Origin of the sequence: Sulfuricaulis sp. (genome assembly GCF_049587675.1) — a bacterium.
GTDB lineage: Bacteria > Pseudomonadota > Gammaproteobacteria > Acidiferrobacterales > Sulfurifustaceae > Sulfuricaulis.
In genome coordinates this window covers 17,407-30,883 of record NZ_JBAVEJ010000010.1, presented here as the reverse complement: position 1 = coordinate 30,883, position 13,477 = coordinate 17,407, and the positions used below count along the sequence as shown (strand labels likewise).

Here is a 13,477-nt window from a genome sequence, read left to right as displayed (position 1 = left end):
CAAACTCGAACCCACCTTGCTGGAAATCTTCACTACCGAAGCGCAAGGAAATCTCGCCAATATCCGGCAGCAGATCGCCGCCTGCCGCGAAGCCGGCGGAACGTGCTTCGTGTCGGACACCCTTTACCGTTCCGTGCACACGCTGCAAGGCAATGCCCGTTCGCTGGGTCTCGATGTAATGTCCGAACCCTGCGCGGAAATAGAAAAGTTGTTGCACGCGCTCAAGAGCGAAAGCATTCCGTTAACCGAGAGATATCTGGATCTGGCGACCCGTTTCGAAATAGCGGTCTCCGACTTGGTGGAGTGCATGAACACCGGCGCGACTTCCTCCGGCGATCTGCGACGGCGTTTTGCCGACCTTTCACACGATCTCCGCGCCGAAAGCGCCCTTCTGGTGCAGAAGGATTCCGCTGCCGAAACCGCTGCTCCGGTCGCGGAACGTGTCTCCGCGGTTGAAGAAGAAACACCAGCGGAAATGCCGTTGCCGGAGGAGCCCTGGGATAGCGAGCCGACCGCGGAAGCACTCCCCGTTGTGCACGAACCCGGACCGCGGGTTGAACCCGTGGTGCCGGCACCGACCGCCGCCGTTCCTGTGGTGCCTGAATCGCCGCCCGCGCCGGTGGAGGCCGAGCAACTCGATCCCGAGCTGCTGGAAATTTTCCAGGAAGAGGCGACGGATATTCTCGGCGGCATCGAAGAGGCGCTGTCCCGCTGGCGCAGCCGTCCGGATGATATGGCGCTGGTGCAGGATCTGAAGCGCTCGTTGCATACGCTCAAAGGTGGCGCGCGCATGGCCGGCGCGATGACCATGGGTGATTTGAGTCACAACACCGAAACCCTTCTGAAGCACATCGAAGACGGTCAAGTGTCCGCCAACGGCGACTTGTTTGACCTGCTCGACGAAGCCCACGACTTGCTCGTGACCATGCTCGATCACGCCCAAAGCGGCAGGCCCGCGCCGGATGTTCGCAGCCTGAATGCCAAGTTGCAGGCGCTGTCCTCCGGCCAGCCGGAATCGGAGGTTCCTGATGTTTCCACTCCAGTACCGGTAATCAGCACGCCTCGGGAGGAGCCGGTGGAAAAGCCGGTCGCACGATTCGTTGCTGAGCCGGCGCCAACCATTGTTTCCGCCATCGAGGCACCAGCCCCGGCGTTGACGGCGGCGGAGATCGAAGAGCGCCGAGAGCTTCAGGAAGCCGAAGAGAAACAGTGGCCGGAAAAAATGGAGCGCCGCGGTCAGGTGCGCGTCAACACCAGCTTGTTGAACGAGCTCGTCAATTACGCGGGCGAGGTGAGCATTTCACGCTCGCGCATGGAACAGCAGATTTACAGCGTTCGTGACAATCTTTCCGAACTGTCGCGTAACATCACGCGCTTCCGCGAGCAGATCCGGGAACTCGAAATTCAGTCCGAATCGCAGATTCTCTACCGCATGGAACACGAGGCGGTTGCCGAAGGCCGTGCCGCCGATTTCGATCCGCTGGAGTTCGACCGCTTCAGCCGCATGCAGCAGTTGTCGCGGTCGCTCACGGAAAGTCTGCACGATCTGGGGACTATTCAGAACAGCCTGGGTAACTTCGTCGGCGAGGCTGAATCGGTGCTGCAGCAACAGGCGCGTATCAACACTGATTTGCAGGAAGGTTTGATGCGCACGCGCATGGTCAGTTTTTCGACACAGGCGGCGCGTCTGCGGCATATCGTGCGCCAGACCTCGCGCGAGCTGGGCAAGCGTGTGGAACTCAATCTGGAAAACGCCGAGGTGGAGATCGACCGCAATGTGCTCGAGCGCATGATCGGGCCGTTCGAGCACATGATTCGCAACAGCATCGACCACGGTATCGAATCCGAGGCCGTGCGCCGCCAGAAAGGCAAGCCGCCGCACGGGCGCATCAACATCGCCACCTCGCAGGAGGGGACCGAGGTCATTATCCGTTTCTCCGATGATGGGGTGGGATTGAATATCGAGGCGATCCGTACCAAGGCGATCGAACGCGGGTTAATGTCACCCGAAACCAATCTGACGGAGGAGGAACTGATCCAGTTCATTCTCATGTCCGGATTTTCCACGGCGGAGAAAGTCACGCATGTCTCCGGCCGCGGCGTCGGCATGGACGTGGTGCACAGCGAAGTGAAGCAACTGGGCGGCAGCATGTCGGTGGACACCGAGCGCGGCGTGGGCACGACGTTCATCGTCCGCTTGCCCCTGACGCTGTCCATCACGCAGGCACTGATGGCCTACGTGGGCGACCAGCTTTTCGCGCTTCCGCTTGGCTCAGTGGTGAATATCATCGAATTTCCCATCGAAAAGATCGACAGCCTCGCGGTCGGTAACAATCCGCTGCTTTCCCATAACGAGCAGGTGTACCCGTACATGCACCTCGGCCAGCGTCTGGGAATTCCCTCGACGCCGCGCAATGGTAAAAAAGTGCCGATACTGATCGCGCGCACCGGAACACGTGAGGTCGCTATCCAGGTCGACGGCCTGGGCGGCACGCGCGAAGTCGTGATCAAATCCATTGGACCGCAGCTTTCCGCGCTCAAGGGGCTTGCCGGCGCCACCATCCTCGGCGACGGACGTGTCGTGCTTATCCTGGATATTCCCGGCCTGTGGTTCCGTGAAGACGTCATCTATTTCGAACACCGGCCGGAAGGCAAGGTGGCGCAAGAGGTCCGCGCGCGGCCGGTTGTCATGGTGGTGGACGATTCTCTTACCGTGCGCAAGATCACGAGCAAGCACCTGCAGAAGCGCGGCATCGACGTGCTGGTCGCCAAAGACGGCATCGACGCCGTCGAACAGTTGCGCGACCACGTGCCCGACGTGATGCTCGTCGATATCGAAATGCCGCGCATGGACGGATACGAGCTGACGACACGCGTGCGTTCCGACGAAAACCTGAAGCACATCCCGATCATCATGATCACCTCGCGCGCGGGCGCCAAGCACCGGCAGAAGGCGTTCGATCTGGGCGTGGACATGTACATGAGCAAGCCCTATCAGGAAGATGAGTTATACAAGAACATTGACACCCTGTTGGCGAAGGGCAGGACGACATGAGCCGTCCGCGCACGGCGGCTGAATGGCTTGGAGCGCTGCCGGTGTTCGGGATTAAACGACCGTGACCGATCCCAATCAGTACATGCGCCTGCAGCTCGGCGATACCAGTTTCCTGTTGCCGAGCAGCTCCGGTTTCACCATCGAGCAGCGCGAAAACCTGATCACCAATAAATCCCCCGAGGGCAATGTCGCTGCGTGGCGCGTGGTGCAGAACACGCGACTCCCGGCCTATAGTCTCGACGCCACCCTGCGCGTGACCCGGCAGCACCTTTGGCATCGTGCGGTGTTTCTGGATACGGTGCCGCAGGCGGTGGGGCTGGCGGTAGACGAGGTTCAGCTGCTGCCGCGCGCCGAAACCGTGATTTCGCCCTTCACACCTCTCGGCCTCGCACCCACGCGCCTTGGACATCTGTTTTCCGGGGCCTGGGTGTCGGGCCATCGCGCGATGCTGGTTTTCGAGCCGAAGGCCCTGGCCGCGTATCTGCAAGGCCTGGGGGAGGAATGAAAAAGCCGCGTATCGGTCCGCGTCTGCATTCGCTCGAAGTGCCGCTGGATGGATTGACGCTGATCGTTCCCAGCGCGGCCGTGGCGGAGGTCATCAATTCGCTGACGCTGACGCCGGTTCCCTTCAGCCAGCCTTGGCTGAAGGGTGTCTTTGGCTGGCGCACGCTCGCGGTGCCGGTCATTTCTTTTGAAGCGCTGGCTGGCATGCCGGAGCCGGTCAGTCCGGCGGCCGGCAAGATCGTCATCTTTTATCCCCTGAGTGGACGCAGCGATTGGGAATTCTATGGGATGTTCGCGACTGCGGAACCGCGCCCGCAGGCGCTGAGCCACAGCGAGCCGGTGGCCACCGATTCGGAATTGCCCAACCTGCCCTATATCGCGGCGGGCCTCAAGGTAGGTGGCAAGTTGATGCTCATCCCGGACATGGACGAGATGAAAAAGGTGTTTTATCCAGCATGAGTATCAGGCGGTGGCACGATCAACCCCTTCCCACGCCACCCTTGCCAGCAGTTCGATTTCCTCCGGTTTGATCACGTACGGCGGCATGAAATAGATCACGTCGCCGAGCGGGCGCAGCAGCACGCCGCGCTCGAGCGCATGACGGTATACTGATAAACCACGCCGCTCCTGCCACGGATAGGGCGCACGCGTTTTTTTCTCCCGCACCATTTCGATCGCGAGAATCATCCCGGTCTGCCGCACCTCGGCCACATGCGGGTGGTCGACCAGCGGCGCCGTGGCGCGCGCCATGTGCCCTGCGAGTTCCCGGTTGCGGTTGATGACATCGTCGTCGCGAAAAATATCGAGCGTGGCCAGCGCCGCGCGGCAAGCGAGCGGGTTGCCGGTGTAGGAATGCGAATGCAGGAACGCCTTGCGCGCGGTGTAATTCGCGTAGAACGCCTGATATACCTCATCCGTCGTCAGACACACTGACAGCGGCAGGTAACCGCCGGTCAGTCCCTTGCCGAGGCACAGAAAATCGGGCGCTATGCCCGCCTGTTCGCAGGCGAACATCGTGCCGGTGCGCCCGAAGCCGACGGCGATTTCATCGGCGATGAGGTGTACTCCATGTTTGTCGCAGGCCTGGCGCAATAGTTTCAGGTATACCGGATCATACATGCGCATCCCTCCGGCGCATTGCACCAGCGGTTCAACGATCACGGCACAAACCTCGCCGGCATGGCGCGCCAGCACTGCCTCCATTGCGGCAAACGCACGTGTCGAATAATCGGCCCGGGATTCGCCGGGTTCGCGGTGATAACCATCCGGGGATTTGACGGTAATCGCCTCGAGCAGCAGCGGACGGTAGGTTTCCTTATATAAGGCCACGTCACCCACTCCCAGCGCCCCCAGCGTTTCGCCGTGGTAGCTGTTCGCCAAGTTGATGAAGCGCGTGCGTTTTTTCTCGCCACGGTTGTGCCAGTAATGAAAACTCATCTTGAGCGCGATTTCGACGGCCGCGGAGCCGCTGTCCGCGTAGAAGCAGCGGGCAAGTCCTTTCGGAGCGATCTGCGTCAGTCTTTCAGAGAGCTGCACGACCGGCTCGTGCGTGAAACCCGCGAGTATCACGTGTTCGAGATTTTGCAGCTGATCGGCAATGGCGGCGTTGATGCGCGGATTGGCGTGACCGAACAGGTTGACCCACCATGAACTGATGGCGTCGAGATAACGCTTGCCGTCGAAGTCCTCGAGCCACACGCCTTGGCCGCGGCGAATCGGGATGGGCGGCAGCGTTTCATGGTCATGCATCTGCGTGCAGGGATGCCAGACCACGCGCAGGTCACGTTGCGTCAGGGAGTCGTTATCCATAGACTGGATGATGATACAGGGCGAGTTGCCCCGTGTTAAATAAGGAATTGTGGAGAAAGAATCATGGTGCGTACTGAAACCCCGGTGTGCGATTTCGGCCGGCCGGCCCTGGACTTCCGTCTCAAAGGTGTGGATGGAAAAATCTGGACGTTGAACGAGACCCGCGGAAAAAACGGCCTGCTCGTGATGTTCATCTGCAATCACTGTCCCTACGTGAAGGCCGTGCTCGATCGCATTATTCGCGATACGCGCGAGCTGAAAGCGCAGGGTATTAACACCGTGGCGATCATGTCGAATGATCCTGCGGATTATCCGGAAGATTCTTTCGACAACATGAAGCGTGTGGCGCAGGAGCTGAATTTTCCGTTCCCGTATCTGTACGATGAAACCCAGGAAGTTGCCAAGGCTTACAGTGCCGTGTGTACCCCGGATTTTTTCGGCTACAACAGCGATCTCAAGCTCCAGTACCGCGGACGGCTGGACGAGTCGCGCAAGGAGCCGGCGCCGAACGCGCGGCGCGATCTGTTCGAGGCGATGAAATCCGTTGCCCAGACCGGCCTCGGGCCGAAGGACCAGATTCCGAGCATGGGCTGCTCGATCAAGTGGAAGCAGGAATAGCGGACCGGGGTCGCATGATCGTCGAGGAGACTTTCTACCGTCCGCCCGAGTTGTCGCGCGAACCGCGCACGCTGCCAGCCGAGACTTACAATCTAGCGCACCTGTTGCTGAAACGGGCGGCCACCGGCTGCCTGTTCGTGCCGCTGCGCAGCATGCAGTTTCTCGCGGTGCTGGATGCGGAGGAGTTTATCTTCGTGGACCGCGAAGGCCGGCGCATGATCGAACTCGCCTGGCAGCGCTTTGCACCGCAGGCGCGCCGCGCCCTCGATGAACCGGTTTCCTATGAAGCGGTGTATTACTCGCTGGCGGGCGCGGAGGTCATGCGCCGGGCGCAGGGCGAATTCCACAAGGCCTTGCGCGAGGTGGAACGGAAATACGCGTCTCCAGGCGCAGCGCGGGTGATCAAGCTGACAGGCGGCAACCGCTGATGCTTCCCGATCTGATATTGCTTCAGAACATCGTGCGCAGGGCGTCCCGGGACGAACTGTTGCCGCGGTTTGCCGACGTCATCCGTCACGTCAAGCACGATGGCAGCGTGGTGACCGAGGCCGACGTGGCGATGCAGCAGCGTCTCAAGTCGGATCTCGCTCATCACTGGCCGGAATACGATTTTCTGGGCGAGGAGATGGCGGGGCACGAGCATGAGCAGCTCACCGGCACCACGGGCAACGGCTTGTGGTGCGTGGACCCCCTCGACGGCACCAGCAATTTCGCCACCGGTATTCCGTATTTCGCCGTGTCGCTGGCGCTGCTCGTCGACGGGAAGCAGGAACTCGCCCTGGTTTACGACCCGGTGCGCGACGAATGTTTCATGGCGCGCCGCGGGAAAGGCGCGTGGCTCAACGATATCGTGCTCGTGCTCGGCGCCCATGAGCCGATCCCGCCGCAGGCGATACGCCGCTGCATTGCCTGCGTGGATTTCAAGCGCCTCGCCCCCCTGCTGGCCGCGCGGCTGGGCGCACAGCCGCCCTACGGTTCGCAGCGCAATTTCGGCGCGAGCAGCCTCGAGTGGTGCTGGCTTGCGGACGGGCGCTTTCACCTCTATCTGCACGGCGGCCAGAAGCTGTGGGATTACGCCGGCGGCAGCCTGATCCTGGCGGAGGCCGGCGGTCATGCCTGCACGCTCGAGGACGAAGCGGTGTTCAGCTACGGGCTCGCGCCACGTTCGGTGGTGGCAGCGGCGACGCCGGCGCTGTTTTCGGAATGGAAGGCCTGGATCGACCGCAACCGCGCGCCAGGCAAAACCTGATCCCGGCGCGATTTCCCCTGATAATCGTCAGAGGCCCGTTTCGCTCACAAAGTCTTGTTTATGGGCGGATAACAGATTGCCAAGGGACGTTCGGCTTGCCCTAGGACCGGGTGTGAGCGAAAATGCGCGCGGTTCGAGGAGCCTCTGACCAGGGCCGATTGCCGAGCCGTACAGTAGGGAAATGGCAATCCCGGAAGACAAGAATCATATGGCGTAACCGGTTTCCGTTCTCTTTGGCGATGACCATGCAACTCCGCCAAGGGGACTTTGTTATTGGTCAGCTATGGCCATGAAGGCCGCGGACCGGAAGGTCGCCGGTTTCGGGCTCCGCCAGTTTTCAAGCATTGAGGATTAATCCATGACAGTGAAAATCCACGCCCACAAGGCGGGCGAAGGCAAGGCATTAACCAAACGGCGCGAGCTGGCGAACGCCATCCGCGCGCTCGCGATGGACGCGGTGCAGAAGGCGAACTCCGGGCATCCCGGGGCGCCCATGGGCATGGCCGACATCGCCGAAGTGCTGTGGAACGATTTCCTCAAGCACAACCCGGGCAACCCGAAGTGGATGGATCGCGACCGCTTCGTGCTGTCGAACGGTCACGGCTCGATGCTCATTTACTCACTCCTGCATCTTACCGGCTACGACCTGCCGATGGAGGAGCTCAAGAACTTCCGCCAGTTGCATTCCAAGACCCCGGGTCATCCGGAGTACGGCTATGCCCCGGGCGTCGAAACCACCACCGGTCCGCTTGGCCAGGGCATCACCAACGCCGTGGGCATGGCGCTCGCCGAGAAGGTGTTGGCCGGACAGTTCAACCGCGACGGCCATCACATCGTCGATCACTATACTTATGTATTCCTCGGCGACGGCTGCCTCATGGAAGGCATCTCGCACGAATCCTGCTCGCTCGCCGGCACGCTCGGCCTCGGTAAGCTGATCGCGTTTTACGATGACAACGGCATCTCGATCGACGGTCATGTCGAGGGCTGGTTCACTGACAACACCCCGAAGCGTTTCGAGGCCTACGGCTGGCATGTGGTGCGCGACGTCGACGGCCATGACTCCGAGTCCATCCGGAGGGCGATCCTCGAAGCGCGCTCAGTCAACGACAAGCCGTCGATGATCTGCTGCAAGACCGTGATCGGCTACGGCGCGCCGAACCTCTGCGGTTCGCACGACTGCCACGGTGCACCGCTCGGCGCCGACGAGATCAAGGCCACGCGCGAGAACCTCGGCTGGAATTACGAGCCATTCGTGATTCCGATGGAAATCTACGCCGGTTGGGACGCCAAGGCCAAGGGTGCTGTGGCCGAGAAGCACTGGAACGACAAGTTCGCCGACTACCGCAGGGAATTTCCGGACCTGGCCGCCGAGTTCGAGCGGCGCATGAAGGGTGAGCTGCCGAAGGACTGGAACGCCAAGGCGGATGAATTCATCAAGGCCGTGGACGCCAAGGCCGAGACCATCGCCTCGCGTAAGGCCTCGCAGAACACGCTGAACGGTTACGGCCCGGTGCTGCCGGAATTCCTGGGCGGCTCGGCCGACTTGGCGGGTTCCAATCTTACGATCTGGAAAGGCTCGAAGGGCGTGAGCAACACCGTGTCCGACGGCAACTATATCTATTATGGTGTGCGCGAGTTCGGCATGTCGGCCATCATGAACGGCATTGCCCTGCATGGCGGCTTCATCCCCTACGGCGCCACGTTCCTGATGTTCTCTGAGTACGCCCGCAACGCCCTGCGCATGGCGGCGCTCATGAAGATCCGTTCGATCTTCGTCTATACCCATGACTCCATCGGTCTCGGGGAAGACGGTCCGACGCATCAGCCGGTCGAGCAAACCGCGACCTTGCGCCTGATTCCAAACATGTCGGTATGGCGCCCGTGCGACGCGGTGGAATCGGCCGTGTGCTGGAAGTTTGCCATCGAGCGCAAGCAGGGCCCGACGATCCTGATCTTCTCGCGCCAGAACCTGACACACCAGAAGCGCGATGCTGCACAGCTCGCGGCCATCCGCCGCGGCGGCTACGTGCTGTGCGAAGCCGAAGGCGGCAAGCCGCAGGCGGTGATTATCGCCACCGGCTCCGAAGTCGGCATCGCCGTGGAAGCGCAGAAACTGCTCGCCGCCAAGGGTAAGAAGGTGCGCGTGGTGTCGATGCCGTCCACGGACACGTTCGACGCCCAGGACGCCGCCTGGCGCGAATCGGTTCTGCCCAAGGGTGTGAAACGCGTGGCGGTCGAAGCCGGCGTCACCGACGGCTGGCACAAGTATGTCGGGCTCGACGGCAAGGTCGTGGGTCTCAACCGCTTCGGCGAATCCGCCCCAGCCGGCGCGCTGTTCAAGGAATTCGGCTTCACCGGCGAGAACGTCGCGAAAGCGGTGGAAGAGATTCTGTAAATAATTTTTCGCCTTTGCGGCGGATTTAGATTTTCAATTTAACTTTCTGGAGATTTGGTTATGGCAATCAAAGTCGGTATCAACGGGTTCGGCCGCATCGGCCGCATGGTGTTCCGCGCGGTCGCGAAGGACTTCAAAGACATCGAGATTGTTGCGATCAATGACCTGCTCGAACCCAGCTACCTGGCTTACATGCTGAAGTACGACTCCGTGCATGGCCGCTTCAATGGCGACATCAAGGTCGAGGGCAACAACCTGATCGTCAACGGCAAGAAGATCCGCCTGTCCGCCGTGAAGGACCCGACCGAACTGAAGTGGGGCGAAGTTGGCGCCGACATCGTTATCGAGTGCACCGGCCTGTTCCTGACCAAGGATACCTGCGAGAAGCACATTCAGGCTGGCGCCAAGAAGGTCGTGCAGTCGGCCCCGTCGAAGGACGAGACTCCGATGTTCGTGTACGGTGTGAACCACACCAAGTACGCCGGTGAGAAGATCGTTTCCGCCGCCTCTTGCACCACCAACTGCCTGGCCCCGGTCGCCAAAGTGCTGCACGACAACTTCGGCATCAAGCGCGGCCTGATGACCACCGTGCACGCCGCCACCGCCACCCAAAAGACCGTCGACGGCCCGTCCATGAAGGACTGGCGCGGTGGCCGCGGCATCCTGGAAAACATTATTCCGTCGTCTACCGGCGCCGCCAAGGCCGTGGGCAAGGTGCTGCCGGAGCTGAACAAGAAACTCACCGGCATGGCGTTCCGCGTGCCGACCTCGGACGTGTCCGTGGTCGACCTGACAGTGGAGCTGAACAAGGAAGCTTCTTACGAGCAGGTCTGCGCGGCCATGAAGAAGGCCTCGGAAGGCGAGCTCAAGGGCGTGCTCGGTTACACCGACGAGAAGGTGGTGTCCACCGACTTCCGCGGCGTGAACCTGCCGTCGATCTTCGACGCCGAAGCCGGCATCGCCCTGGACAGCACCTTTGTCAAGGTGGTGGCCTGGTACGACAACGAGTACGGCTACACCTGCAACATGCTGCGCTTCGTGCAGCACGTGGCCAAGTAATCATCTTGTAGGGCGGGTTGGGCGCTAACGCGCCGTAACCCGCCGAATGACGGCGGAATACGGTGGTTACACCGCCTGTTCCGCGCTACATTTCCCGGAGTCATTATTATGTCCGTAATAAAGCTGACCGATCTCGACCTCAAGGGCAAGCGCGTGCTGATCCGCGCCGATCTCAACGTGCCGGTGAAGGAAGGCAAGGTCACGTCCGACGCGCGCATCAGCGCCTCGCTGCCGACGTTCAATTACTGCCTCAAGGCCGGCGCCAAGGTGATGGTGATGTCGCACCTCGGCCGTCCGACCGAGGGCGAGTACTCGGAAGAGAATTCGCTCAAGCCCGTGGCCGACGATCTCTCCAAAAAGCTCGGCAAGCCCGTGCGCCTTATCAAGGACTGGATCAACGGCGGTTTCGATGTCGCCGCCGGCGAGCTGGTGCTGCTCGAGAACGTGCGCTTCAACATGGGCGAGAAGAAGAACGTCGACGAAACCGCGCAGAAATACGCCAAGCTGTGCGACGTGTTCGTGATGGACGCGTTCGGCACCGCGCACCGCGCCGAGGGTTCGACCCATGGCGTCGCCAAGTTCGCGCCCGTCGCTTGCGCCGGCATTCTGCTCACCGAAGAACTGGAGGCGCTGACCAAGGCGCTGCTCAATCCGAAGCGGCCGATGGTCGCGATCGTCGGCGGTTCCAAGGTTTCGACCAAGCTGACCGTGCTCGAATCGCTGTCCGAAAAGGTCGACCAGCTCGTGGTCGGTGGCGGTATTGCCAATACCTTCCTGGCCGCTTCCGGAAAGAAAATCGGCAAGTCGCTGGCCGAGGCCGATCTCATTCCGACGGCCAAGACGCTCATGGAGAAAATGACCAAGCGCGGCGCGACCATTCCGATCGCGGTGGACGTGGTCGTGGGCAAGAAGTTCGACGCTAACGAGAAGGCGGTGCTCAAGGACGCCGGAGCCGTGGCCGACGACGACATGATCTTCGACATCGGCCCCAAGAGCGCCCAGCAACTCGCCGACATCATCATGAAGGCCGGCACCGTGGTATGGAACGGCCCGGTCGGCGTGTTTGAGTTCGACCAGTTCGGCGCCGGCACCAAGACGATCGCCGACGCCATCGCCAAGACAAGCGCGTTCACCCTGGCCGGCGGCGGCGATACCATCGCGGCGATACAGAAGTACGGAATTTTTGACAAGGTGTCCTACATCTCCACCGCCGGCGGCGCGTTCCTCGAGTTTCTCGAGGGCAAGAAACTGCCCGCGGTTGCCATGCTCGAAGGACGGGCCAAGAAATAAGCCAACGAAAACTGCCGGCAACGGCCGGCGGTTTCAAAGGATTTTATCTGCTGCGTAGAACCAAAATCGTCGCCACCTTCGGTCCGGCCACGGAAGATCCGAAGGTCATCGACAAACTGATCGAAGCCGGCCTGGACGTGGTACGCCTCAACTTTTCGCATGAGGGACACGCGATCCACATGCAGCGCGCCGAGACCGTGCGCGAGCGTGCCAAGGCACACGGGCGCGAAATCGGCATCATCGTGGATTTGCAGGGGCCGAAAATACGGATTGGCAAATTCAAGAACGGTCGGGTCACGTTGCAGGAAGGCGAGATGTTCATCCTGGACGTGGATCATCCGCTCGATGCCGGCAACCAGGAGCGCGTGGGCATCACATACAAAGCCCTGCCGCAGGACGTCGAACGCGGCGCGACCTTGCTGCTCGACGACGGACGCATCGTGTTGTGGGTGGACAAGGTAGATGGTAACAAGGTGATTTGCCACGTGGTGGTCGGTGGAGAACTCTCGAACCACAAGGGCATCAATCGTCAGGGCGGGGGGCTCACGGCCAAGGCACTGACCGACAAGGATCGCGAAGACATCCGCGCGGCCGCCCGGATGCAGGCCGATTACGTCGCTATTTCCTTCCCGCGTAGCGCCGATGACGTGAACGAGGCCAGGCAGTTGTTGCGCGCGGCCGGAGGTCACGGCGGGATCATTGCCAAGATCGAGCGCACCGAAGCGGTTCAGAACATCGAGTCGATCATCGATGCCGCGGACGCGATTATGATCGCGCGCGGCGATCTCGGTGTCGAAATTGGCGATGCCGCCGTGCCGCCGATTCAAAAGCGGCTGATCAAGCTGGCCCGGGAACACAACAAGGTGTCGATTACCGCGACGCAGATGATGGAGTCGATGATCGAAAATGCGATCCCGACGCGCGCCGAAGTGTCCGATGTCGCCAACGCCGTGATCGACGGCACCGACGCCGTGATGCTGTCGGCCGAGACCGCCGTGGGCAAGCATGTGGTGGCGGCGGTCATGGCTATGGACCGGGTTTGCCGCGTGGCCGAGCAGGAGCCCGAAGTCATCACGTCCGCGCATCGCATGCGCGCCATGTTTAAGCGCGTCGACGAGGCCATCGCCATGGCTACGATGTATACCGCGAATCATCTGGACGTGAAGGCCATCGCCGCCCTTACAGAATCTGGGTCTACTGTGCTGTGGATGTCGCGCATCAGTTCGGCGGTGCCGATCTACGCCTTGACGAGCCAAGTCGAGACGCGTAGAAAGGTGAGTCTTTACCGCGGCGTCTACCCCGTCGCATTCGAAGTCAAAACGTCGGATCATGCGACTGTCAACAAGGAGGCGATCGATGAACTTCGCCGGCGGGGCACTGTGCGTGACGGCGACCTGGTCATCATCACCAAGGGCGATTTGACGGGCGTGATGGGGGGAACCAACGCCATGAAGATCGCCATGGTGGGGAATTTGCCGGAATTTTCATAACCGCA

Annotated in this window: 11 protein-coding genes; 10 read left to right on the top strand and 1 reads right to left on the bottom strand. The window is 61.2% G+C overall.

Going from position 1 to position 13,477, the window contains the following annotated elements:
* The 3 genes from WB402_RS00380 to WB402_RS00370 form a co-directional block, all read left to right on the top strand.
* The coding region (locus WB402_RS00380; protein WP_424204668.1) for an Hpt domain-containing protein at positions 1-3,055 on the top strand (3,055 nt) is incomplete at its 5' end.
* 61 nt (positions 3,056-3,116) lie between these two features.
* Positions 3,117-3,560: a hypothetical protein gene (locus WB402_RS00375; protein WP_424204666.1), complete on the top strand. Its 444-nt coding sequence runs from the start codon at positions 3,117-3,119 to the stop codon at positions 3,558-3,560.
* Positions 3,557-4,018, top strand: a complete 462-nt coding sequence (locus tag WB402_RS00370) for a chemotaxis protein CheW (RefSeq protein ID WP_424204664.1) — start codon at positions 3,557-3,559, stop codon at positions 4,016-4,018. Before WB402_RS00375 ends, WB402_RS00370 begins: the two co-directional genes overlap by 4 nt.
* 3 nt (positions 4,019-4,021) lie before the next feature.
* Here WB402_RS00370 and WB402_RS00365 read toward each other — a convergent pair whose 3' ends face one another.
* Entirely contained in the window at positions 4,022-5,368 is a 1,347-nt protein-coding gene (locus WB402_RS00365; protein ID WP_424204662.1) for an adenosylmethionine--8-amino-7-oxononanoate transaminase, read from the bottom strand.
* 63 nt (positions 5,369-5,431) lie between these two features.
* On the opposite strand from WB402_RS00365, the gene WB402_RS00360 reads away from it, so the two are divergent.
* From WB402_RS00360 to pyk, 7 genes are all read left to right on the top strand, one after another.
* A complete protein-coding gene (locus WB402_RS00360; protein ID WP_424204660.1) occupies positions 5,432-5,986 on the top strand; it encodes a thioredoxin family protein in 555 nt (184 codons plus the stop codon).
* A 14-nt stretch (positions 5,987-6,000) separates the two neighbouring features.
* Positions 6,001-6,414, top strand: coding sequence for a hypothetical protein (locus WB402_RS00355; RefSeq protein ID WP_424204658.1), 414 nt, complete (start codon positions 6,001-6,003; stop codon positions 6,412-6,414).
* The gene (locus tag WB402_RS00350; protein ID WP_424204656.1) at positions 6,414-7,235 is read left to right on the top strand and encodes an inositol monophosphatase family protein; all 822 of its coding nucleotides are present in this window, start codon (positions 6,414-6,416) and stop codon (positions 7,233-7,235) included. Before WB402_RS00355 ends, WB402_RS00350 begins: the two co-directional genes overlap by 1 nt.
* A gap of 358 nt (positions 7,236-7,593) precedes the next feature.
* Positions 7,594-9,633: a transketolase gene (tkt, locus tag WB402_RS00345; RefSeq protein ID WP_424204654.1), complete on the top strand. Its 2,040-nt coding sequence runs from the start codon at positions 7,594-7,596 to the stop codon at positions 9,631-9,633.
* Positions 9,634-9,693: 60 nt separating this feature from the next.
* Positions 9,694-10,692, top strand: a complete 999-nt coding sequence (gene gap, locus WB402_RS00340) for a type I glyceraldehyde-3-phosphate dehydrogenase (protein WP_424204652.1) — start codon at positions 9,694-9,696, stop codon at positions 10,690-10,692.
* Between the two features lie 108 nt (positions 10,693-10,800).
* The gene (locus WB402_RS00335; RefSeq protein WP_424204650.1) at positions 10,801-11,982 is read left to right on the top strand and encodes a phosphoglycerate kinase; all 1,182 of its coding nucleotides are present in this window, start codon (positions 10,801-10,803) and stop codon (positions 11,980-11,982) included.
* Between the two features lie 47 nt (positions 11,983-12,029).
* Positions 12,030-13,472, top strand: coding sequence for a pyruvate kinase (gene pyk, locus WB402_RS00330; protein ID WP_424204671.1), 1,443 nt, complete (start codon positions 12,030-12,032; stop codon positions 13,470-13,472).
* Positions 13,473-13,477 lie beyond the last annotated feature (5 nt).